The organism is Archangium sp. (assembly GCF_036277355.1).
In the GTDB taxonomy this organism is placed as follows: domain Bacteria; phylum Myxococcota; class Myxococcia; order Myxococcales; family Myxococcaceae; genus Archangium.
Map to the genome: position 1 here is coordinate 1 of NZ_DASUNC010000144.1, position 22043 is coordinate 22043.

General features: G+C 70.2%; 20 protein-coding genes. 8 read left to right on the top strand and 12 right to left on the bottom strand.

All coding sequences use genetic code 11. The annotated features are described in order from the left end of the window. Nucleotides 1-68: 68 nt before the first annotated feature. Complete coding sequence (locus VFZ09_RS35065; protein ID WP_329732109.1) at nucleotides 69-938, top strand: DUF2381 family protein; 870 nt, start codon at nucleotides 69-71, stop codon at nucleotides 936-938. Nucleotides 939-946: 8 nt separating this feature from the next. Beyond that, entirely contained in the window at nucleotides 947-2836 is a 1890-nt protein-coding gene (locus tag VFZ09_RS35070; protein ID WP_329732110.1) for a serine/threonine protein kinase, read from the top strand. A 21-nt stretch (nucleotides 2837-2857) separates the two neighbouring features. On the opposite strand, the gene VFZ09_RS35075 is transcribed toward VFZ09_RS35070, so the two are convergent. The 3 genes from VFZ09_RS35075 to VFZ09_RS35085 all read right to left on the bottom strand — a co-directional run bounded on the left by VFZ09_RS35075 (nucleotide 2858) and on the right by VFZ09_RS35085 (nucleotide 5235). After that, nucleotides 2858-3697: a hypothetical protein gene (locus VFZ09_RS35075; protein ID WP_329732111.1), complete on the bottom strand. Its 840-nt coding sequence runs from the start codon at nucleotides 3695-3697 to the stop codon at nucleotides 2858-2860. Between the two features lie 120 nt (nucleotides 3698-3817). Further along, the gene (locus VFZ09_RS35080; protein ID WP_329732126.1) at nucleotides 3818-4678 is read right to left on the bottom strand and encodes an SAM-dependent methyltransferase; all 861 of its coding nucleotides are present in this window, start codon (nucleotides 4676-4678) and stop codon (nucleotides 3818-3820) included. Further along, nucleotides 4675-5235 (bottom strand): NifU family protein, encoded by a 561-nt coding sequence (locus tag VFZ09_RS35085; protein WP_329732112.1) that lies wholly within the window; start codon nucleotides 5233-5235, stop codon nucleotides 4675-4677. Before VFZ09_RS35085 ends, VFZ09_RS35080 begins: the two co-directional genes overlap by 4 nt. A 187-nt stretch (nucleotides 5236-5422) precedes the next feature. Here VFZ09_RS35085 and VFZ09_RS35090 point away from each other — a divergent pair, with 187 nt between their 5' ends. The 5 genes from VFZ09_RS35090 to clpA all read left to right on the top strand — a co-directional run bounded on the left by VFZ09_RS35090 (nucleotide 5423) and on the right by clpA (nucleotide 10347). Then, nucleotides 5423-5992 (top strand): DUF2378 family protein, encoded by a 570-nt coding sequence (locus VFZ09_RS35090; RefSeq protein ID WP_329732113.1) that lies wholly within the window; start codon nucleotides 5423-5425, stop codon nucleotides 5990-5992. Between the two features lie 10 nt (nucleotides 5993-6002). Continuing rightward, complete coding sequence (locus tag VFZ09_RS35095) at nucleotides 6003-6443, top strand: hypothetical protein (RefSeq protein WP_329732114.1); 441 nt, start codon at nucleotides 6003-6005, stop codon at nucleotides 6441-6443. A gap of 78 nt (nucleotides 6444-6521) precedes the next feature. Further along, nucleotides 6522-7700 (top strand): GNAT family N-acetyltransferase, encoded by a 1179-nt coding sequence (locus VFZ09_RS35100; protein ID WP_329732115.1) that lies wholly within the window; start codon nucleotides 6522-6524, stop codon nucleotides 7698-7700. A gap of 9 nt (nucleotides 7701-7709) precedes the next feature. Beyond that, entirely contained in the window at nucleotides 7710-8036 is a 327-nt protein-coding gene (locus tag VFZ09_RS35105) for an ATP-dependent Clp protease adaptor ClpS (RefSeq protein ID WP_043405956.1), read from the top strand. A gap of 4 nt (nucleotides 8037-8040) precedes the next feature. Beyond that, nucleotides 8041-10347 (top strand): ATP-dependent Clp protease ATP-binding subunit ClpA, encoded by a 2307-nt coding sequence (gene clpA / locus VFZ09_RS35110; protein ID WP_329732116.1) that lies wholly within the window; start codon nucleotides 8041-8043, stop codon nucleotides 10345-10347. 79 nt (nucleotides 10348-10426) lie between these two features. Here clpA and VFZ09_RS35115 read toward each other — a convergent pair whose 3' ends face one another. The 8 genes from VFZ09_RS35115 to fabI form a co-directional block, all read right to left on the bottom strand. Beyond that, the gene (locus VFZ09_RS35115; protein WP_329732117.1) at nucleotides 10427-12025 is read right to left on the bottom strand and encodes a methyl-accepting chemotaxis protein; all 1599 of its coding nucleotides are present in this window, start codon (nucleotides 12023-12025) and stop codon (nucleotides 10427-10429) included. Between the two features lie 58 nt (nucleotides 12026-12083). Then, nucleotides 12084-13151, bottom strand: a complete 1068-nt coding sequence (locus tag VFZ09_RS35120) for a chemotaxis protein CheB (RefSeq protein WP_329732118.1) — start codon at nucleotides 13149-13151, stop codon at nucleotides 12084-12086. Then, entirely contained in the window at nucleotides 13148-15322 is a 2175-nt protein-coding gene (locus VFZ09_RS35125; RefSeq protein WP_329732119.1) for a hybrid sensor histidine kinase/response regulator, read from the bottom strand. The genes VFZ09_RS35120 and VFZ09_RS35125 overlap by 4 nt, the downstream gene beginning before the upstream one ends. After that, complete coding sequence (locus VFZ09_RS35130; protein WP_329732120.1) at nucleotides 15312-15866, bottom strand: chemotaxis protein CheW; 555 nt, start codon at nucleotides 15864-15866, stop codon at nucleotides 15312-15314. Before VFZ09_RS35130 ends, VFZ09_RS35125 begins: the two co-directional genes overlap by 11 nt. Beyond that, nucleotides 15863-17083, bottom strand: coding sequence for a CheR family methyltransferase (locus VFZ09_RS35135; RefSeq protein ID WP_329732121.1), 1221 nt, complete (start codon nucleotides 17081-17083; stop codon nucleotides 15863-15865). Before VFZ09_RS35135 ends, VFZ09_RS35130 begins: the two co-directional genes overlap by 4 nt. Beyond that, nucleotides 17080-17946, bottom strand: a complete 867-nt coding sequence (locus VFZ09_RS35140; protein WP_329732122.1) for a response regulator — start codon at nucleotides 17944-17946, stop codon at nucleotides 17080-17082. Before VFZ09_RS35140 ends, VFZ09_RS35135 begins: the two co-directional genes overlap by 4 nt. A 10-nt stretch (nucleotides 17947-17956) precedes the next feature. Beyond that, complete coding sequence (locus VFZ09_RS35145; protein ID WP_043405934.1) at nucleotides 17957-18334, bottom strand: response regulator; 378 nt, start codon at nucleotides 18332-18334, stop codon at nucleotides 17957-17959. Nucleotides 18335-18481: 147 nt separating this feature from the next. After that, nucleotides 18482-19315 carry an enoyl-ACP reductase FabI gene (fabI, locus tag VFZ09_RS35150; RefSeq protein WP_329732123.1) on the bottom strand — a complete coding sequence of 278 codons (834 nt, stop codon included), beginning with the start codon at nucleotides 19313-19315 and terminating at the stop codon, nucleotides 18482-18484. A 625-nt stretch (nucleotides 19316-19940) separates the two neighbouring features. Between fabI and VFZ09_RS35155 the strand changes: the two genes are divergently transcribed. Continuing rightward, complete coding sequence (locus VFZ09_RS35155; RefSeq protein ID WP_329732124.1) at nucleotides 19941-20627, top strand: hypothetical protein; 687 nt, start codon at nucleotides 19941-19943, stop codon at nucleotides 20625-20627. Nucleotides 20628-20725: 98 nt separating this feature from the next. Here the strand turns inward: VFZ09_RS35155 and VFZ09_RS35160 are convergent. After that, a partial coding sequence (locus tag VFZ09_RS35160) for a protein kinase domain-containing protein (protein WP_329732125.1) occupies nucleotides 20726-22043 on the bottom strand: 1318 nt, incomplete at its 5' end.

A 22043-nucleotide genomic window follows, 5' to 3' on the forward strand; every position in this document is an offset into this window, starting at 1 on the left:
CCTCGCGGACAACGGCTGCCACCGCGCCGCATGACCTGCTAGGTTCACCCGCCGGAGGAACTTCCGGAGTGACCCTCGTCCTTCCGCGCCGTGCCCTGTGTCTGCTGCCCCTGGTGGGCGCCACTTCCGCCGCGGCCCAGCCGCGTCCGCTCTCCAGCCCCGAGCTGAAGGCCCGCCAACTGGTGCTCCCCGACAGCGCCTCGGAGCCGGCACCCACGGTGCGCATCGCCCCCGGCTACGACACGGTGCTGGAGTTCGATGCGTCCATCGACCCGGACTCGCTCGCCGTGCAGGAGCGCGAGGAGCGCTTCGCGCTGGTGGAGCCCACGACCCGGCTGGTGGTCCTGCGGCCCGCGCTCCCGCTGCCCGAGGACCGGCCACTGCTCCTCAAGGTGGGCTTCGCGGATGGCCTGTCCCCCACCCACGCCAGGCTCGCGCTCGTCCCGGCGGAACGGGAGGTGGATGTCCAGGTGCGCGTCATCCGCCACCCCCGCTCGGTCCCGGCGCTGGAGGCCCGGCTGGAGGAGGTGCTCGCCCGCTGCGAGGCGGGCAGCTTCGTCAAGCTCGCGCTCTCGGGGGAGTTGCAAGATGGCGTGACGCGGCTGCGGCTGAAGGTGCCACCTGAGTGGAGAGATGTGCGGGTGATTGAACAAGACGTCTACCACGCGCGCTCCCGTATCGTGGTGGTCGCACAGCTCCACCTGCCCCCGGAGGCCCGACCCTGGTTCCCCGGAGAGGCCCGTCTGAGGGACGCGGCCGGCCGCGAGGTGCGGCGGCTGCCCGTGTGGATGGACGGGACGCGGCTGCGGCCAGGAGAAGTCCGTGCCCTCGCCGTGGAGTTGGAGCGGCCCCCCAAGGGCCCGGACTCGCTCTGGGACCTGGAACTGCGCGACCAGGACGGCGGGCGAGCCGTGACCCTCACCCCCTTCAATCCTTGAGGTCACCCATGCACGAAACAACCCCCGTCCTCCGGCCCGATTCCCTGCCCGCGGGCACGGAGGTGGGCCACTGGCGCGTCGTGGATCGGCTCGGCGTGGGCGGCTACGGCGCCGCCTACCGGGTGGAGGACATCCATCATCCCGGCGTCATGCTGGCCCTCAAGCTGGCCCTGCGCCCCGGAGACGCCCGCGCCGGACGGGAGGTGGTGTTGCTGATGGACAAGGCCGTCCACCCCAACGTGGTGCGCATCCACGGCCACGGGCGCTGGCCGGATCCGGTCGAGGGCCACACCTACCATGTCATGGACCTGGTGCCCGGCCTTCCCCTGGACGAGTACGCCGAGACGCTCAACCCCTCGTTCCTCCGGTTCGCCGAGGCGGGGGCGAAGCTGGCCCTGGCCCTGGGAGAGCTCCACGCCCGGGGGGTGGTGCACCGGGATGTGAAGCCCGAGAACATCCTCATCCGCGAGCCGGACGGCGAGCCGGTGCTGGTGGACTTCGGCATCGGGGTCTACGAGGGCGCGAGCCCGCTGACTCCCACGTCCCTGCCGCCGGGCACGGCGCACCTGCGCAGTCCCGAGGCCATGCGCTTCTGGATGCAGCGGGGCCAGCACTCCGGCGAGCCGTACCCGGTGGGCGCCGCGGATGACCTGTACGCGTTGGGGGTGAGCCTGTACCGCGCGGTGACGGGGCACTACCCCTTCAACCCCGAGCTGCCGGGGGACTTCCTGGCGGTGATGATCGCCCACCACCGGGCGCACGCGCCCCGGGACTTCAACCGCCGGGTGCCCCGAGTGCTGAGCGACGTGCTGATGCGCATGCTGGCCAAGGACCCGAGTCAGCGCTACCGCGACGGCGCCGCGGTGCACGAGGCGCTGATGGCGGCGGCGGCCTTCGGCAAGCGCGGAGAATGGGAGGCGAGCCTCTTCGAATGGGAGCCCGTCCCGGCGGGCAACGACGGCGAGGCGCCCGGCCGGCGCATCCGCCGCCCAGCCATTCCCACCCGGCCCCTGACGGCCACCAGCCCCCGGTTCATGCTCCTCGCGGGCAACCCATCCGCCGGGCGCCGGGGAAGAGGACAGCGGGCCGGGGCGCCCTCCCCGAAAGGCCGGGGACGCGGCCGGGCCTTCCAGGCCGGGGGACTGGCCATGGCACTGGGGCTCGGACTGGCGTTGACCGGCCTCTGGGCGCTGCCCCGGCACTCCTCCGAGGCCCTCCCACCCGGGAGCGGCGAAGTGGCGCGGGCACTGGAACCCGCCGATGCTGGGTCGGCCGCGGCTCCACTACCTCCGGAGTCAACCCCCGCGGCTGCCTCCCCCGGGAAGGCACGAGCCACGAAAGGTGCCCCCTTGAAGAAGCTCCCGCCGACAAACCCCAGCGAGCCCCCGCGACAGCTGTCTGGCCCCCCGGGCAGAGTGCTCGGCACCACCGCCTTGTGCGTGGGTCTGGCCTGCGCCGGTGCCCAGCGGCGCCCCGCCGAGAGCGACTGCCCCGCCGAAGCGCGCGCCGCGATGAAGGCGCTCGGCCAACGGTGGGGATATGGCCCGACCGTCATCGTCGACATCCGGCAGGGTGAGGGCCCCCCCCCCCTCGTCCGCTCCGGCCCCATCGTCAGCCAGGTGAAGTTCGATATTGAAGGGATGCCCAAGGGGACCCTGCTCTTCGGCGAGCTCTTCACCGGGGGCACGAACGTCTATGGCCGGTACGACCGCGCCCAGACCCCCGACGGCAAGACGTACCCCGTCTGCTTCATCCTGGGCACCTCGGAGGAGGACGGCGTGGAGAAGGTGCCCAGCTCCGAGCCGGGCGCCGTCTACATCGCCAATTGGTCCCCCCTCACCGCCGTCAAGCGCTTCGTCTTCCGGGAGCCGGGCACCAAACCGAAGCCGGAGGACTAGGCGCCGGGGCGGGCGCGCGCTTCACCCGGAAGCGCCGTCGTCGCCGTCGTCCGGCTTCGGCGCCTCCCGGGACGCGGCCGCCTGCTCGCGCTCGCGCTGCGCGTACCGGGCCTCCCACTCCGCCTCCCGCTGGGCACGCTGCTCCTGCTGGCGGGCCACGAGCTCATCGCCCATCCGCATGAAGTCCGCGAGCACCGGCCAGTGCTCCTGGCAGAAGGCCATCTCCCACTCCGGAATCGGCGCGAGCGACAGCAGCGTCATGAAGACGAAGTCGGTATTGCGCTCGGGGTCCACCTTCCACTGCGCGAACGCCCGGAACATCCGGATCCGGGAGCACACGCGCCCGTCGGCCAGCAGCAGCGGCCAGCAGTCCTCCATCATCTTCAACGCCGCGCCCAGGTGCCCTTCGCGGCAGAGGATGGCCACCTCGGGCAGCACCAGGAAGGTGACCCGGCCACCGAAGCGCTCGTGGGCCACGCCGAGCCAGTGCCGGGCCCGCGCGGTCTCTCCCAACATGGCCAGGCACAGCGCGAGGTGTCCGGGCAGGACGACCTCGTCCAGCCGCATCGAGCGGGGCAGCCGCCGCGCCATGAGCGGCTCCAACACGGCCGCGGCCTCCGCGTACCCGCCCCGCTGCATGCGGCACAGCCCCACGCCCGCCAGCGCCGCCGTCCGGTGGGTTCCGTACAGGCCTCGGGCCGCCCTCCGGAAGAGGGCCTCCGCCCGCTGGAGCCCTCCGTGTGCCCCCAGCAGGTGGCAGGCCTGACGGTAGTCCCGCAGCCAACGGCCGAGCTGCGAGACAACCCACATCACGGCGCCCAACAGCACGCCCAGCATCACCACGAACGGCACATATCCCATGAGGGGCTCCAAGCTGACGGCGGAGGTTCAGTGCCCCACCCTACCGCGAACGTCACCCCGGGTCACGCGGCGGGACCCGGCGCGCGGACGCGCCAGGGAGGCCACGGGTCCGAGACCCACTCAGGTGGAAGGAGGAAGCGTCCGCGGCGCGGGCTCCACGCCCAGCACCCGCGCCAGCTTGGGCCGCACCCCGAAGGAGCCCAGCAGCGCCTCCAGCTTCGCGCGCGCCTGCCGGTTCTCCCGGTGCACGCGCCGGCCCAGAATCAACTCGTTCTTCAGCGAGTGCTCCCAGCCCGTCAGCTCCGTCACCGTCACCTGGTAGCCGAAGGACTCCAGCGTCAACGCGCGGATGACGTTGGTGAGGTGGCTGCCGAACTCCCGCCGGTGCCACGCGTGCTGGTAGAGCAGCGCCAGCGTCGGCTCCACGGCCTGCTTGCTGTCCTTGAGCTGCTGGGCCACCTCGGCCTGGCAGCACGGCACCACCGCCACGTGGTCCGCGCCCTTCTGGATGGCCACCGCCAGCGCGTCGTCCGTCGCCGTGTCACACGCGTGCAGCGCCATGAGCACGTGGATGCGCTCGGGCCATTGCGCCTCGTCCAGGTGCGCCGTCTGGAACTCCATCCTCCCGAAGCCCAGCCGCCCCGCCCGCTCCTTCGCCCGCTGCGTCAGCTCCAGCCGCCCCTCCACGCTCAGCAGCGTGCCCGCCTCGGCGTCCTTGAGGAACAGCTCGTAGAGGATGAAGCCCAGGTACGCGTTGCCGCTGCCCGCGTCCACCACCACGGGCGCGCCATGCCGCGTCTGCACGTCCTCCATGGCCGGCCGCAGCAGGCCCACCAGGTGGTTGACCTGCTTGAGCTTGCGCAGCGCGTCCGCGTTGAGGTTGCCCTCGCGCGTGAGCAGGTGCAGCTCGCGCAGCAGCTCCTTCGACTGGTCCGGCAGCAGCTCGCGCCGGACCTGCTTGCCCTTGACCTGCCGTCTCAGACGGACACCACTTCGTTGACCTCGGGGACGAGCTCACGCAGGCGCGTCTCGATTCCCATCTTCAAGGTCGCCGTGGACGAGGGGCAGCCCGCGCACGAGCCCTTCATGTGCAGGTAGACGATGCCCTCCTCGAAGCGGTCCAGGGTGATGTCGCCGCCGTCCTGCGCCACCGCCGGGCGGATCTCCGCGTCCAGGATGTCCTGGATGCGCGCCTCCACCGAGCCGCCCGCGCCCGCCACCGTGCGCGCCGCCGCCAGCGCCTCCTCGTTCACCGAGGGCAGCCCCGCCGTCAGGTGCTCGTCCAGCGTGGCCATCACCGCGTCGTTCAGCTCGTCCCACTCCCCCTCGTCGCCCTTGGTGACGGTGACGAAGTTGCTGCCCACCATCACCGCCGTCACCCCCTTGATGCCCATGAGCTTGACCGCCAGCGGCGACTTCTCCTCCGCGGCCTGCTTGCTCGTGATGTTCACCGCACCGGACGACACGAGCCGCCGATCCACCACGTACTTCAGCGTGCTGGGGTTGGGCGTCCACTCGAGCTGGATGTTCACCGACATGTGGAAATTTCTCCTGTGCCCTTCCTCTAAGCCGCCCGTCCGCCCGTGGCAACCGCGAGCTGGGGGGATTATCCCCTGCCTGAATTGATTTATCGGACAATCAGATTTTTACTGGATTTCAGTGGATGACGGTCCAGGCATGATAAGCTGAGAGGACGGTTGGTCATCCAACCGGGGGAGATGTCCCATGGAGAGCCCGAGTCTGCTGTCGCAGACGCCCAGAGTGGCAACACAGCCGCGCATCCCATCGAGTGTCTTCGAGGGCCTCTTCGTCCGGGGACTGGAGCCGAACAGCCAGCTGGCCCGGGCCCTGAGTGCGGAGGGGTATGACCCGAAGTGCCCCGAGGTGGACTACCCGGTGCAGGTGTGGAAGCGGTGCGTGGCGCTCGCCAGGGACCTGACGTACGGGGAGCTGAGCGACGCGGACGCCTACCGCCTCCTCGGCCGCAAGCTGACCGAGGGCTTCGCCGACACGCTGGTGGGCCGGGTGGCCGCGGTGGCGCTGCCGATGATTGGCCCGGCGCGCGTGGTGGAGCGGCTGCCGCGCTACCTGGCGATGATGGGACGGCCGGACCTGGACGTGCAGTTGGTGCCGGTGGGCGAGCGGGCCCGGCGCATCACCATCCCCGACGTCCACAACCGCCCGGAGTTCATCGCCGGCGCGCTCGAGGTGGCGCTGGAGCGGGCCCACGTGCAGCCCATCGTCAGCGTGGAGGATCGCTCGCACCTGGGCTTCCGCCTCCTCGTGCGCTGGTAGGAGGCACGCCATGGCCTACCCTCCCCGGCTGGCGCACCTGGCCACGCGCCCGGTGGTGGTGGCGAAGCTGATCCCCACCTACTCGCGCGCCCACCACATCGACGAGGACGAGGCCGCCCAGCGGCTCTCCGCCGCGCTCCAGGGCCGGCTGCTGCCGTGGCTGCTGGAGGAGGCGTGGACGGCCATGCGGGGCAAGTCCAAGCGGCTCACCGACGAGGGCCTGCTGGAGAAGGTGGCCACCACGTTGAAGGACCGGCCCACGCGCCCCGGACGGGTGGCGGAGCTGAACCCCGCGTGGAGCGCCTTCCTGGTGCTCGCGGACCTGGAGGCCGGCACCGCCAGCGAGGCCGCGCGCCGGGTGATGGAGTCGCCCGAGGGCCGTGAGCGCGCCCAGGCCGGGCTGGCCGAGGTGGGCCGCTTCCTCGCCGCCGAGCTCACCCGGGGCCGGTAGGCCGCTCGGAGCCGGGGGACGGGGCTCGCGGGCTGGCGGGCCGGAGGGCCGGCCGTTATAGGCTGCGGCCGCTCGACGATGTCAGACCCGCTGCCGCCCACCCTGCGCATCCACCGCGCCATCACCGAGGTTCCCCGGGGAGCCTGGGACGGGCTGCTCGACGACGCGGGCCGGCCCTTCCTGGAGTGGGCCTTCCTCGCGGCGCTGGAGGAGAGTGGCAGCGTGGGGCCCCATGTGGGCTGGCACCCCCACCACCTCACGCTGTGGCGGGGCTCGCGGCTGGTGGCGGCGGCGCCCGCGTACCTCAAGGACGACAGCCACGGCGAGTTCGTCGCGGACGGGGCCTGGGCCACCGCCGCCGAGCGGCTGGGCGTGCGCTACTACCCCAAGCTGGTGCTGGCCGTGCCCTTCACCCCCGTCACCGGCCGCCGGCTGCTGGTGGCCCCCGGAGAGGACCGGCCCGCCCGGGAGCTGGAGCTGGCCCGCGCCGCCCTGGAGTACGCCCGCGCCCGGGGCCTCTCCAGCGTCCACGTCCTCTTCCCCACCGAGGCCGAGACCCAGGCCCTGGAGGCCGCTGGTTACGCGGTGCGTCTGGGCGTGCAGTACCAGTGGCGCAACACGGGCTACGGCTCCTTCGAGGACTTCCTCGGCCGCTTCCACACCCACCGGCGCAACCAGCTGCGCCGGGAGCTGCGCGCCCCCGCCGCCCAGGGCCTCACCCTGCGCACCCTCCGGGGCGACGCCCTGGCCGGAGTGGACCCGGACGACCTCTACCGCCTGTATGCCTCCACGGTGGACAAGTACCCGTGGGGGGTGCGCTTCCTCACCCGGGACTTCTTCGCCCGGATGCTCTCCTCCTTCTCCCACGCCTGCGAGGTGGTGGAGGCCCGCCGCGAGGGCCGGCTGGTGGCGGGCGCCTTCAACCTGGTGGGGCCCCGGGCGCTCTACGGCCGCTACTGGGGCTGCGACGAGGAGCACCCCTTCCTCCACTTCAACGTGTGCCTCTACCACCCGGTGGCGGAGGCCATCGCCCGGGGGCTGGAGCGCTTCGAGCCGGGCGCGGGGGGGGAGCACAAGCTCACCCGGGGTTTCGAGCCGAGCCTCACCTGGAGCGCTCACTTGCTCTTCCACCCGGGGGTCGACCGGGCTGTACGCTCCTTCCTGGAGCACGAACGGGCGGCCGTGCTGGCTGGCCTGCCCCGGTGGCGGGCCGAAACAGGATTCAAGCGGGGGCCGTTGGTGCCCCCTACTCGTTAGAGGGAGACCATGTCCCGAGAGAAGTACGACCCGGATTCCAACGTTGTCACGGAGACGGTACCGCAGAAGAAGCTCAAGCGGCCCACCCTCTACAAGGTACTGCTGCACAACGACAACTACACGACCCGGGAGTTCGTGGTGGCCGTCCTGAAGGAGGTCTTCCACAAATCCGAGGCGGACGCCGTGCAGATCATGCTGCACGTTCATTACAACGGAATCGGCGTGGCTGGCGTTTATACGTTCGAGGTCGCCGAGACGAAGATACGGACCGTGGAGGCAGCGGCGCGGGAGAATGGCTTCCCGCTGCGCCTCTCGATGGAACCAGAGGAAGGTTGAGACCGTGGCAGGACCGCTGATTGCCAAGGCATTGCAGGACAGCTTCCGGAACGCGATGGAAGAAGCGAGCCGGATGCGTCACGAGTACCTGACGCTCGAGCACCTGGTGCTCGCGCTCACCCAGGAGCCCCGCACCCGCGAAGTGCTCAAGGCCTGTGGGGCCAACGTCAAGCGCCTCCAGGCGAACCTGGAGAACTTCCTGAAGGAGACCGTGGAGCGGCTCCCCGAGGGAGAGGAGGCCGAACCGCAGCAGACCATGGGCGTGGAGCGCGTGCTGCACAGCGCCGCCATGCACGCCCTGTCCGCCGATCAGAAGGTCATCGACGGCGGGGACATCCTCGTGGCGCTCTTCCGCGAGCGGGAGAGCCAGGCCCTCTACCTCCTGCAGGAGGAGGGGGTCACCCGGTTGGATCTGCTCAACTACATCTCCCACGGCATCTCCAAGGACGGCTCCCCGTCCTCCGAGGGTGGGGGCGAGCCCCGCGGTGCCATCCCCACGGGCGAGGACGAGGAGGGGGAGGGCGGCCCGCGCAAGAGCCCGCTGGAGGCCTACACCACCAACCTCAACGCCGAGGCGAAGCTGGGCCGGATCGATCCGCTCATCGGGCGGCAGAAGGAGCTGGAGCGCACCATCCAGGTGCTGTGCCGGCGCCGGAAGAACAACCCGCTCTACGTGGGCGAGACGGGCGTGGGCAAGACGGCCATCGCCGAGGGCCTCGCGCTGCACATCCACGAGGGCAAGGTGCCCGAGGTGCTGAAGAACTCGACCATCTTCTCGCTGGACATGGGCGCGCTGCTGGCGGGCACCAAGTTCCGCGGCCAGTTCGAGGAGCGCCTCAAGGGCGTGCTCAAGGCGCTGCAGGAGCACCCGGACGCCATCCTCTTCATCGATGAAATCCACACCATCGTCGGTGCGGGGGCCACCAGTGGCGGCTCCATGGACGCGTCCAACCTGCTCAAGCCCGCGCTGGCCAGCGGCAAGCTGCGCTGCATCGGCTCGACGACGTACCAGGAGTTCAAGGCGTCCTTCGAGCGCGACCGGGCCCTGTCGCGGCGCTTCCAGAAGATCGAAGTGGGCGAGCCGAGCGTGGAGGACACCATCCTCATCCTCGAGGGGCTGCGCAGCCGCTACGAGGACCACCACGGGGTGAAGTACGACACGGAGGCCCTGCGGGCGGCGGCGGAGCTGAGCGCCAAGCACATCAACGACCGCTTCCTGCCGGACAAGGCCATCGACGTGGTGGACGAGACGGGCGCGGCCGAGCGGCTCAAGCCCGAGGGCCAGCGCACCGGGAAGGTGACGGTGGCGGACGTGGAATCCGTCATCTCGAAGATGGCGCGGATTCCGGCCAAGAGCGTGTCCGCCAGCGAGGGCGTGCAGCTCAAGAACCTGGAGCCGGAGCTCAACAAGGTCATCTTCGGGCAGGAGACGGCCATCAAGTCGGTGGTGGACGCCATCAAGCTGGCGCGCAGCGGTCTGCGCGCGCCAGAGAAGCCGATTGGCAGCTTCCTCTTCTCGGGCCCCACGGGCGTGGGCAAGACGGAGCTGGCCAAGCAGCTCGCCGCGGTGCTGGGCGTGGAGTTCCTGCGCTTCGACATGAGCGAGTACTCGGAGAAGCACACGGTGAGCCGGCTCATCGGCGCGCCTCCGGGCTACGTGGGCTTCGACCAGGGCGGTCTGCTCACCGACGCCATCCGCAAGCACCCCTACGCGGTGCTGGTGCTGGACGAGATTGAAAAGGCCCACCCGGACCTCTTCAACATCCTGCTCCAGGTGATGGACCACGCGACGTTGACGGACAACAACGGCCGCAAGGCGGACTTCCGCAACATCATCCTCATCCTGACGACGAACGCGGGCGCGAGGGAGATGAGCACCAAGTCCATCGGCTTCGGCGACAAGCAGCTGCCGGCGGACGCGCAGCGGGCGAAGAAGGCGATTGAAAACACCTTCACGCCGGAGTTCCGCAACCGCCTGGACGGGTGGGTGCTCTTCTCCGGACTGCCGCCCGAGGTCATCCTCAAGGTGGTGGACAAGGAAGTGGGCCTGCTCCAGAAGATGCTCACGGAGAAGAACGTGAAGCTGGAGCTGACGCCGGCGGCGAAGGCGTGGCTGGCGGAGCACGGGTACGACCCGGCCTTCGGAGCGCGGCCCATGGCGCGGCAGGTGGACAACACGCTCAAGAAGCCGCTGGCCGAGGCGCTGCTCTTCGGCGAGCTGGCGAGTGGCGGCATCGCGCGCTTCGACGTGGAGGGCGAGGGCCTGAAGCTCAAGGCACTGCCCGCCCCCGCTCCGGCGCCCGCGGCGTAGAAGAGCGAGAAACGACAAGGGCCAGGTCGGAGGGTCTCCCCTCCCCTGGCCCTTGGCCTTTTCAACCTGTCCGTGCGGACTACTGAACGCGGTAGGTCTTCACCGCGCTGCTGAGCTGGTCGGCGATGATCTGCAGGGTGGTGGCGGCCTCACCGGTGGCGCCGATGCGGGCCACGGTCTCGTCCATCATCTTGGACAGGTCGCTCACGGCGGTGGTGATCTGGTTGATGCCCACGTTCTGCTGGCCCACGGCGGCGGCGATCTGCCGGACGGCGGCGGCGTTGTCCTGGATGATGGAGGACAGCTCGCGCAGGTTCTTGCCGTAGGTGCGCACCTGCTCGAGGCCCGCCTCCATGCGCTGCGAGCCGCGCTCGGTGATGCGCACGGCCATGGCCACCGAGTTGCCGATATCGTCCAGCAGCTCGCGCACGCGGTCCGTGGACTCGATGGACTGGTCGGCCAGGGCGCGGATTTCACGGGCCACCACGCCGAAGCCCTTGCCGTGCTCGCCGGAGCGGACGGCCTCGATGGCGGCGTTGAGCGCGAGCATGTTGGACTGGTCGGCCAGGTCCTTCACCGTCTGGGTGATGCTGCCAATCTGCACCGTGCGCTCACCCAGCTCGAGGATCTTCCCGGCGATCTCCTGCACCTGGACGCGGATGTCGTTGAGGCCCACGAGCGTCTGCTCCAGGGCGGCCTCGCCGGCGCGGCTCAGCTCGTCGGCGCGCTCGGCCACGGAGAGCACCGAGTCGGCCTTCTGGGCGGCCAGGAGACTCGTCTGGCGGATCTCCTGGGCGGTGACCTGCGTCTCCTGGAGGGCGGAGGCCTGACGGGAGACCGTCTGCGACTGCTCGGCGGCGGAGGTGTTGAGCTGCTCGGTGGAGGCGTTGAGGGCCTCGGCGGCCTGCTGGAGGTTCTGCGTCACCGTGCGCAGGCGGTCCACCATCTGCGCGAAGGCGCGGGCGAGCAGGCCCACCTCGCTCGAGCCGGACACCGGGATGGGACGGGTGAGGTCGCCGGAATCGACGATGTGGGAGGCCACGTCGGCCAGCTCGCGCAGCGGAGCCACGATGGAGCGGCTCAGCATGGACGCCGCCGCGAGGCCACCCAGGACGATGAGCAGGCCCAGCCCCATCATGGTGAACCACAGCCGGCCCACCTGACGGCCGACGTTGTCGTGCTTCATGCCCACGTGCACCACGCCGCGCATGCCACCGGCCAGCGGGGCGGCCACGTCGGCGATCGTCATGCTCCTGCCGTCGATGGGCACATCCATCCGCTCCTGCACCTTCACGCGCTCGCCGTTGGTGAGCTCGCCCATCTGCAGGCTGTTGGCGCTCAGCAGCGCCTGGGGGAACTCGCCGGAGAAGGTGCTGGCCAGCACGTTGTTGGCGCTGTCCACCACGTAGAGGTAGCCCACGCCGTCCACGTCACGGAACGTGTCCAGCAGGGGCTGGAGCGAGGGAGCACCGTCGGACGACGCCCGCTCGGCGGCGGCGGACAGGCCGATGGCGATCGCCTTGCCCTCGCTGACGGTGCTGTCCACGAGGTTGCCACGCAACCGGGTCGCGGCGACCCCGGTGAGCAGGATGGCGATGGCGGCACCGACTCCCGCTGTGATGAAGACGATCTTGGGGCCGATGCCGAGCGATTTATTGGAGGTGGCGTGGGGGCTCACGGAAGCTCCTCAACGGAGAAGGACGGGGCCGGTCGGGGGGACCGGAACGGAAAGGGACTCACGCCACACCTTCCGGACCGGGAGGGCGGGTGTTGGGCATGGGGCTGCGGCGGCAGCTCATGCGGATGATGTCGGGGATGGCGGAGAGGGGCACGCCCCGGTCCGTCGCCTTCAACTCGATGGCCACCCGGGGCATGCCGAAGACGACGGAAGAGGTCTCGTCCTGGGCGAAGGTGACGCCGCCCACCTTCTTGATGTCCAGCAGGCCGCGGGCGCCATCCTCTCCCATGCCGGTGAGGACGCCACCGCCGGCACGGCTGCCGTAGGTGCGCGCCAGCGAGGACAGCAGCAGGTCTCCCGAGGGGCACGGTCCGCCGCGCGTGCGCGTCAGCCGCACCACCCCGTTGCCCTCCACCGTCAGGTCGTGCCCGTCGAGCGGGAAGTACACCCGGCCCGGCTCCAGCCGCTCGCCCTCCTTGCCGATGACGACCTTGAGGGACGTCACCTGGGAGAGCCAGCGCACCATGCCGGGGGTGAAGCCCTCGGTGATGTGCTGGGCGATGACGATGGGCACCGGCAGGTCCGCCGGCAGGCGCGAGAGCACCTCCGACAGCGCGGGAGGGCCACCGGTGGAGGCCGCCAGGCCGAAGATGTCCACGCGCGCCCCGGTGACGGGCGGCGGCGGGGAGGCCGGGCGCAGGCGCCGGGAGATGACCGGAACTTCCGCCATCAGGCACACGGACTCGGCCAGCTGCCGGCCCCAGCGGCGCAGCTCCTCGCCACTGGTGACGGCCGGCTTGCCGATGAGCTCCAGCGCGCCCGCGCTCATCGCCTGGAAGCACACGTCCAGGTTGCGCTGGTCCGCCACGGCGCTCACCACCAGGATGCGCGCCGGCGCCTCGGCCATGATGGCCGCGATGGCCGCCGGGCCGTCCAGGTCCGGCATCAACAGGTCCATGGTGATGACGTCCGGGCGCAGCAGCCGCGCCAGCGTCACCGCCCGGCTGCCCGTATTGGCCCGCCCCACCACCTCGATGCGCGGATCGTCCGTCAGCAGCGCGCTGACGGCGTCGGCCATCGTGGGGGAGTCATCCACCACCAGGACGCGGATGGGCTCCTTGCTCATGCGCGTGCCCCCCTTCGGCTCATCACGTCGAGCACTTCGGTCAACAGGCGGCCCGCGGCGCACTCACGCTTGCTGAGGTAGCCGTCCGCACCCGCGGACAACCCGCGCGAACGCGCGCCCGCGCTGTCGTTGGCGGAGACGAGGATGACGGGGACCTCCTTGGTGTCCGGCTGAGCGCGCAGTTTGGCGATCAGCTCGGTCCCGTTCATCTCCTCCATCTCGAGGTCGCAAATGATCACGTCGTAGGTCTCCGTCTGCAACCGCTCCATGGCGCGGGCACCACTGGCGGCCAGGTGCACGGTGAAACCACCGGCCTCCAGCATGGCCCGGTGCAGGGCGCGTGCGGTGAGAGAGTCGTCCACCACGAGGGCGCGGCGGCTCTGCGGCATGGCCACCGTCGTCGGGGTGGAATCGGTCACCACCCAGCCGGGGCGAAGGATGAGCAGCAGCTCGCCGCGGCTGAGGATGGCCGCGCCCTGGTAGGCGGGCACATCGCGCACCTCGGCGGGCAGCGGGCGGATGACGAGGTCGCGGTCACCCACCACCGCGTCCACCGCGAGCGCCAGGCGCTTGCCGCCGCTCTGGACGATGATGAGCGGCTGGCCCTCGGACGGAGGCGCCGAGGCGCGCAGGCCCATGCGGGCGCCCAGGTCCATCACCGGCACCAGCTGGCCGTTGTAGTCCAGCTGCGTCTTCATGCGGCCGATGCGCAGGTTCTCCGGGCTGGCCAGCTGGGTGGACTCCACCGCCAGCATGGGCAGGCCCACCTGCGAGTCGATGGTGCGCACCGTGAGCACCGGCGAGCTGCCCAGCTCCATGGGCAGGGTGAGCATGAAGCGCGTGCCGGAGCCCTTGGTGCTCACCACCTCGATGCGGCCCTGCATGCCCTCCACCGCGGAGCGCACCGCGTCCAGGCCCACGCCGCGGCCCGAGGTGTCGGTGACGTCCGTGCGGGTGCTGAAGCCCGGGCGGAAGATGAGGTCGCGGATCTGCGCCTCGTGCATCCGCGCGCCCTCGTCCGCGGTGATGAGCCCCTTGCGCTCGGCCGACGCGCGCACGTGCAGCACGTCGATGCCGCGCCCGTCGTCGCTCAGCTCCAGGACGAGGATGTTGCCCTGCTGCTCCACGCGCAGGGTGAGGGCGCCCTCGTGGTGCTTGCCCACGCGCTCGCGCTCGTCCGGCATCTCGATGCCGTGGTCCACCGCGTTGCGCAGCAGGTGCACCATGGCGCCCTTGAGCTTCTCCAGCAGCCGGCGATCCAGCGACACCTCGGCGCCCACCACCGAGAGCCGGGCCTGCTTGCCCAGCTGGCGCGACAGGTCGCGCACCATGCGCTGCAGCGGCTCGAGGATGGTGCGCACCGGGCGCGTGGTGATGGACTTGAGGCCCTCTTCCAGGCTGTCCACGATGTCGGAGGCCTCGTGGCCGTCCGAGCGCACGCCGGCCGTCACGGACGACAGCATCGCGCGGGCGCGGGCCGTGGGCGCCAGCAGCTCGCGCGCCGACAGCAGATCCACCGCCTTGGAGATGTCGCGCAGACGATCCTCCAGGCGCATGCGGAACTCGCGCAGACGCTCCACCTCGCGCATCAGCGCCGTCACCTGGTGGGCGGCCACACGCCAGCTGGCGTCCACCGACGTGTCGTCGTCCGCCGCGGACACCGCCGCCGCGGGCGCCTGGGACGGGGCGGCCTGCGCCGGAGCGGGCGTGGCGGGCCCGGCATGGGCGGAGGCGGCGGCCATGGCCATCGCCTCGGCCTCCTCCGGGGGCGGCGCGTCCGCCACGAGCTGCGCCAGGGCCGCCGTGGGATCCGGCAGCGCGTCCCCGCGGCCTTCCGCGTGGGCCTGCGCACGGAGCAGGAACAAGTCCAGCCCGTGCAGCAGCATGTCCACCATCGGCCGCGGCATGGGCTTGATGTCCTTGCGCAGCGGCGCGAGGGCATCCTCCAGCTTGTGGGCGATGGAGCTCAGGTCCTGCAGTCCGAGGCTGGCCGCACTGCCCTTGAGGGTGTGCAGGTGCCGCGCCAGGCGCGTGTACACCTTGGCCAGCGCCTCGTTGTCGATGCCCTCCCGCTCCAGATCGAGCAGGTCCAGGGTGACCTTCTGACAGACTTCCTGCGCCTCGGTGGAGAAGCCCGCCACCAGGCTCTGCAGCATGGGATCAACCGCCATTGCGAGCCCCCCCGGTCGTGGTGCCACGCGCGAAGAGCCGCGGCAGGTCGATGAGGTGGATGATCTGCCGGTTGCTGGCCAAGAGGACCTCGGTCACGGGACCTTCGGAGTGCGTGCGCGCCGCCTCGACCGCGGCGGTGGGCATGCTGAGGGGGCGCGGAATGGCCTCGCAGTCCAGGGCGCACAGCTCGCCGTCACCGCGATCCACCACGAGCAGCACGGCCGGGTCCTGCCGCCAGCCATGGCCGCCCAGCATCGCGGCGAGGCTGAGCGCGGCGAGCACCGAGCCCTGGTAGCGCAGCACGCCGATGACGTGCGGCTGGGACAGGGGCACCGGCGTCACCAGGCGCAGCGGCAGGGCCGCGCGCAGCGACTCCAGGGGAATGGCGTAGCGCTCCTCGCCCAGGGGGAACTCGGCCACCATGAGTACGGTCTCGTCGGCGTTGCCGTCGACGCGGCCGCGCAGGCGCGAGGCACGCTCGTCCAGCAGCGCGCGCACCTCCTGATCCTGGACCTCCTCGGGGCCTCGGTTGCTGGTTGTCATTCGATGGCTCCCAACGTGAGGAAGGCGTCAGCGGACGCCCTGTAGAAGCGGGCCGGAAGAGGCTCGGGCCCCTCGATGATCAGATCCGGCGGAAGCCGGGCGGCGTTGTCGCGCACGGTGTGCATGAGGGCGAAGGCAGCCTCGCGAGCCCCCGCGCGCTCGCGCAGCAGGGCCAGCTCCAGCATGCCGGGAAGGTAGTCACGGAACTGTTGCAACAGTTTCTCCAGAAGGGTGGCCGCGCCGGCCTCATCCCCGCTCTCGATGCGCTGGAGCGCCTCGGTGTGCAGGCCCACGGCGCTGGGCGCGGGAGGCGGCGGCGTGGCGCGCAGGGAGGCGGCGGCCCGGAAGGGCTCGGGCTCGCGGGCCACGGGGATGGGCTTGGGCGCCGGGGGCGGCGTCAGCTCCCGGGGCAGCGGGCGGCGGAAGGCCTGCAGCTCCGGAGCGCCCACGCGCACCAGCCCCGCGGGCGGATGATCCACCTCCACGGTGCCCAGCAGCAGGAAGCCACCCGGCACGAGCGCCTTGGCCAGGTGGCCCAGCGCCACCTGCACCGCGTCCGGGGAGAAGTACGTCAGCACGTTGCGGCAGAAGATGACGTCGAAGAGGCCGTGCATCTCGTGCAGCGGCTCCAGCAGGTTGCCCTGGGAGAAGCGCACCACGGCGCGCACCGGGTCGAGGATGCTCACCCGGCCCTCGCCGACCTCCTGGTAGAGCGGATGGAGCAGCGGCCCGGCCTCGCGGCGGGACCAGTTGCCGTACACGCCCCGGCGCGCCGCTTCCAGGCGGCCCTCGTGCAGGTCGGTGCCGAGCACCTCCACGCGCACGCCCGGCGGCGCCATGTTCAACAGGCACGCGGCGATGGAGTACGTCTCCTCGCCCGAGGCGCAGCCGGCGCTCCACCCGCGCAGGGTGAGGTTGCCCCGGCCCAGCGCGGCGGGCACGGCCTCATAGGCCAGGAAGCGGAACTGCTCCGGGTGGCGGAAGAAGTACGTCTCCCCCACCAGCACGGCATCCAGCAGCGCCCGCGCCAGCGGCGCACCGGGACGCTGCAGCTCCGCCAACAGCTCCGACGGCGAGCGGCCCCGCGCCAGCTCCGCGCGCACGACACGGTCCACCGCCGTGGGCGAGATGGCCGTGTCACGGAAACCCGTGCACGACGCCACCACCTCACGCGCCCGCGCGAGCACCTGCTGAGGCTCCACCACCCCCGGACTCATGCGCTGCGCTCCACCCCCGCCGGCCGCAGCACTCCCACGGCCTCGCGCAACAGCTCCTGGGTGGCGAAGGCCTTCGGATCGAAGATGGGCACCGGGCGCTCACCCGCCCGCAGCATGCCCACCAGCGTGTCACGCAGCTGACCATGATCGGCGCCGCCCACGCGATCGCGCCGATCGATGTCCGAGGACTGGTACTCCTCGGGGTCCTGCACCGCGTCCACGCTCAGCGCCAGCAGCACGCCGTCGATCTCCAGGATGATCAGCTTGCGCTCCTCGATCGTCTCCCGGTGCTGCACTTCCAGCCGGCGCGCCAGGTCCAGCACGCACACGGGCTGGCCGCGCAGCTCGAAGAACTCGGAGATGTACCCCGGCCCCATCGGCAACGGGCGCGTGGCGGGCTGGAGGATGACCTGACGCACGCAGTCCAGCGGGATGGCGAACTCCAGACCTCCCACCGTCAGCCGCAGCAGGGCCAGCGAGCCCTGCCGGGCCCGGCGCCGCGCGTTGGCCAGCGCGTTCTCCACCGCGCTCAGCAGCTCATCCGCGCGGAAGGGCTTGGCCAGGAACAGCTCCGCGCCCAGCGCCAGGCACGCCTCGGCCCGCGCCACCTCCGAGGAGATGATGATGACGGGGATGGGCTCGGTGACAGGGTCCGCCTTGAGGCGCTTGAGCACCTCGTCGCCGTCCATCTCCGGCATGGAGAGGTCCAGCAGGATGGCGGCGGGCTGCACGCGGGCCACCTTCTCGAGCGCCTCCTTGCCATTGCTCGCCGTATTCAGCGCGTAATGGCCCGAGAGGATCGCGCGCTCGAGCGCGAGGATGGCATCACTGTCATCGACGAGGAGCAGGGACGGGAGGCTCACGGCTCGGCTCTCAATTCTGCGCGAGGAACTTGCGAACGGTCTCTGTCAGATCGTGATGCGAGACCGGCTTGTTGATGAAGGCATTGGCACCGGCTTCGACGCCCCGCTGCCGCAGGTCGCCGCCCCGCTCACCCGTCAGCAGGATGACCGGAACGTCGCGCACCTGAGCCAGGGGGCTCTGGCGCACCTGCTTGACGAAGGTGATGCCGTCCATACCAGGCATGTTGATATCCGCGATGACCAGCTTCACCGGCACCAGCCGGAGCAGCTGCAATGCCCGCGTCGCGTCCTCTGCCTCGACGAACCCCATCTTCAGGTTCATGAGATAGATCTTGAGGATGTTGCGTACGGTCGGGCTGTCATCCACGAGGAGGATGTTGGCGCTCAAACCCAGGCTCCTGCCGAAGGACCGAAGATCGGGACCCGGCTGAAGGAAACGGTGAGACTGTAGCGTGACCTCGCCCTCCTGCAAAAGCGGGGGCGAGAGAATCTCTGACTCCAGAGGGACGGGCGAGCCCGTCCCGCCGTACAGCGATCAGCCGGCCGAGGGGGGAATCCCGCTCTTGCCGTCCCCCTGCTCGCCCTCCTCGGGCGGCACCGGCGGGGCCCCGATGGCGTGGTAGCCACCGTCCACGTGCACCATTTCGCCCGTAGTGGAAGGCAGCCAGTCCGAGAGGAGCGCACAGGCAGTGCGAGCCACCATGTCGTGGCTGGTCCGGGCGTCCCACCCCAGGGGGGCCTGGGCGCCCCAGGCCTTCTCCAGGGTCTTGAAACCGGGGATGCCCTTGGCGGCCACGGTGGCCAGCGGGCCGGCGGCCAGGGCGTTGACGCGAATCTTCTTGGGGCCCAGGTCCCGGGCGAGGTAGCGCACGGTGGCCTCCAGGGCCGCCTTGCACACGCCCATCCAGTCATAGATGGGCCAGGCCACCCGGTTGTCGAAGTCCAGGGTGACGATGGAGCCGCCCTCCGTCATCAGCGGCATCACCGCCACGGACAGCTCCTTGAGGGAGAAGGCGGAAATCCGGAACGCCGTCTGGACACTCTCCCAGGGGGTGTGGAGGAAGTTGCCGCCCAGCGCGTCCTCGGGGGCATAGGCGATGGAGTGGAGCACCCCGTCCACCCGGCCCCAGCGCTGGCGCAGCGCCTCGGTGAGCGCGGGGAAGTGGGCGGGGTTGGTGACGTCCAGCTCCAACACGTCCACACCCGCCTTGAGGCGCTTCGCGCTGCGCTCCGTGAGCGATTTCGCCCGGCCGAAGCCGGTGAGGACGATCTCCGCGCCCTGCTGGAGCGCGTGCTCGGCCACGCCGTAGGCGAGCGACTGGGGGGTGAGCACTCCGGTGATGAGGAGCTTCTTGCCCTGCAGCAGCATGCACAGGCCTTTCCGGTAAGTAGGTAGTATGGGGCTACGGGGTTTAGCACTCCCAGCGTCCAGGGACAGCACGGAACAGGCCCAACTCCCCTTAATGGGGATGAACATCAGCGCACGTGGGGCATGCTTCTGGCCCCCAGAAGTGGCGTGCACAGGCCCGCCTACCGCCAGACGTTCGTGGTCCTGGAGGGGCGAAGATGAAGTCACGGCCCGAGCCGCTGAAATGCGTCCCGAGACCTCCCCCCACCACGGTCAGCGTGCGCACGAAATGCAGCCCACACCCGTTCCTCGGGCGCCTTACGTCCCCGCCTCAAATCGCTCACCCGTTACATCGAACCAGGCCCACTCACGTCCGGCGGCCCCAGCAGCTCTTCAACCTTCTAGTTGACTGGAAGCGATGTGCGCCAGCCCCCTACATCAACGACTTCCAGTCGACTGGAAGCGAAGGACGCGGAAGAGCGTAGCACCATCCCGGATGACGGACGCACCAGCCGCAACATGGACCCTCTCGATGCACACGTGCGGCACAACTCCCCGGAATGACGTCTTCCCGCCCTTGGCCCGCAACGTGCCACGTCCTCGTCCGCCGTACCGAGACGTTCCGCTCCAATGGGGGAAGATTCACATGATTGCATCACCGTTGACCGCACCGAAGTCCGTCATCAGCTCCGACCTGACGCTCGACCAGATCGCCGACAACATCAACACCCTGGTGAAGCAGGGCAACACCCACCAGCATCAGATCGGGGTGTTCTACAACCATGTCGTGGACAAGCGGCTCGCGGAGATGGGCGGGTACAAGAACGCCCGGGACTTCTTCGTCAAGAGGGTGAAGGCGCTGTCCCAGGCCACGCTGAGCGCGTACGGCACCGTCGCCCGGAACTTCCCGGAGTCAGTCGCCACCCAGTACGGCATGTTCAACCTGCGGGCCCTGCTCACCTACGCGGAGGTGACTGGCACGACGGTGCCCGCTGACCCCGGCCCCCTGCTCATTGATGTTCCGCAGGAGGACGGCACCCTGCTGAAGGTGCGCTTCGCCGACTGCACCGTGGATGACGTGGAGAGGGCCACGAGGGCCAAGCGCACGCCCCCGCGGCCGAACGTCCCCACTCCCGACGCCGCGCGTCTGCTGCTCATTGAGGACAGTGTCCGGCGGCATTTCACCGGCATCGCCAACGTCAGCCTCAGCTCGCGGAACGAGGGCGGCAAGACGCTCCTCAACATGCAGAACGTGCCCATGGTGGAGTTGGAACGGTTCCTGGCCGCTGTGCGAGAGGGCATGGAAGCCGCGCCCACGATCGCGGCGAACTGAGCGTCTCTCTGGCAACTGGGGGAACACGGCCGGCGAGCTCCGTGTTCCCCTCCTCCGCCTTCCGGGCACGCCCCGTGTGCGGCAGCAGTTCAACCCCATCAGTGCGGGCAGCGTGTGTCTTCAGGACGCGGGGGCACGTCGTCCTTGAAGACCCCCATCTCGAACAGCCCCAGTTCCTCTCGCAAGGGAGACACCTCGGCCTCGTCCCGGGCTTGACGGAGTTCCCGTGCCGCCTCCTCTGCCCCATAGGGCCCCCCCTCCAGGGCATTCAGACAGGCCTGGAGGTCGGCTCGCACTTGCGCCGCCGTTGCGTACCGCTCCGCCGGGTCATGACGGAGCAGTTTGCGGACAACATCTCCCACGGGCGTGGACACCCCTGCGTCGCGCAGTGCCGCGGCCACGTGCATGGGATGAACTGCCGCCGCGCGCATGGCCATGTCCGTCACAGGAACCCAACTGGGCACCTCCGCCACCAACCTGGCCCGCCTCTTATGGGCTCGCAGTGCCCGCTGGGCCGCAGTCTCCACCGCATCGAGATCGTAGAGAGTACGACCCGTCAGCAACTCCAACAGCAGCACGCCGAGAGAGAAGAGATCCGCCCGGAAATCCACCCCGGGGCGGCCCTTCAATGCGAGGCGCTCCGGCGCGGCCGTATCAATGATTCCTCGGATCAGCCGCTCCGGCGAGGGCGCGCGTTCGGGTAGCAGCGAATAGGCGAAAGCGAAATCAGCCAGCTTCACCACGCCGCTCCTCAACCCCACGCGGATGGACTCCGAGCCCACCCCTCGGTGGACGATGCCCAACGGACACCCCTGCTCGTCTGTCAGCGTGTGGGCGTAATGCAACGCTCCGGCCACCTCGCTGGCCACGTAGACAGCGAATGCCTGGGACATCAGTTTCTGGCGTAACGTGGTGAGGGAGCCAACCGACTCCAGGCTGCAACCCTCCACATGCTCCGCGACCAGGAATGTGTCGCCCGAGTGCGTGTAGAGACCGTGGACGCGAGCGATGGCCGGGTGCTCGAGCCGCGCGGTGAGTTTCACCTCCTCCTCGAGGCGCACGAGCGCCATTCGAGACGCACCACGCGGTAGCACCGTCACCTCCACCAGCTCGCCCATCCCCTCGGGTGTGCGCGGACGCGCCAGGTAGCTCACCGCGGCCTCCAGCCGGTTGCTGTCCGGCAGGCGCCAGACCTCCAGATAATCGGTGCCCTCATGTGAAAAGAGGACACGGGAGATCGCCTCTTTACCGCTGGCGGTCTGCCTGCCACGAGGAACTGTTACCGAGCACGCTGGATGAGGGAAAAGCGGGCCAGAATGAGCGAGCTGGGTGATGGGTAGGCTCCCCGTGAGCAGGGGTATCCCATCACCGAGACTGGAAAGGTGAGGCACGTTGGCTGATGGGATGGCCACGAGC

Bases quoted from the DNA above. Each gene is read 5' to 3' on its own strand.
- VFZ09_RS35135 (WP_329732121.1), bottom strand. From the start codon at position 17,083: ATGAGTCCGGGGGTGGTGGAGCCTCAGCAGGTGCTCGCGCGGGCGCGT.
- VFZ09_RS35070 (WP_329732110.1), top strand. From the start codon at position 947: ATGCACGAAACAACCCCCGTCCTCCGGCCCGATTCCCTGCCCGCGGGC.
- VFZ09_RS35095 (WP_329732114.1), top strand. From the start codon at position 6,003: ATGGCCTACCCTCCCCGGCTGGCGCACCTGGCCACGCGCCCGGTGGTG.
- fabI (WP_329732123.1), bottom strand. From the start codon at position 19,315: ATGCTGCTGCAGGGCAAGAAGCTCCTCATCACCGGAGTGCTCACCCCC.
- VFZ09_RS35085 (WP_329732112.1), bottom strand. From the start codon at position 5,235: ATGTCGGTGAACATCCAGCTCGAGTGGACGCCCAACCCCAGCACGCTG.
- VFZ09_RS35075 (WP_329732111.1), bottom strand. From the start codon at position 3,697: ATGGGATATGTGCCGTTCGTGGTGATGCTGGGCGTGCTGTTGGGCGCC.
- VFZ09_RS35125 (WP_329732119.1), bottom strand. From the start codon at position 15,322: ATGGCGGTTGATCCCATGCTGCAGAGCCTGGTGGCGGGCTTCTCCACC.
- VFZ09_RS35090 (WP_329732113.1), top strand. From the start codon at position 5,423: ATGGAGAGCCCGAGTCTGCTGTCGCAGACGCCCAGAGTGGCAACACAG.
- VFZ09_RS35155 (WP_329732124.1), top strand. From the start codon at position 19,941: ATGATTGCATCACCGTTGACCGCACCGAAGTCCGTCATCAGCTCCGAC.
- VFZ09_RS35120 (WP_329732118.1), bottom strand. From the start codon at position 13,151: ATGAGCAAGGAGCCCATCCGCGTCCTGGTGGTGGATGACTCCCCCACG.
- VFZ09_RS35105 (WP_043405956.1), top strand. From the start codon at position 7,710: ATGTCCCGAGAGAAGTACGACCCGGATTCCAACGTTGTCACGGAGACG.
- VFZ09_RS35130 (WP_329732120.1), bottom strand. From the start codon at position 15,866: ATGACAACCAGCAACCGAGGCCCCGAGGAGGTCCAGGATCAGGAGGTG.
- VFZ09_RS35100 (WP_329732115.1), top strand. From the start codon at position 6,522: ATGTCAGACCCGCTGCCGCCCACCCTGCGCATCCACCGCGCCATCACC.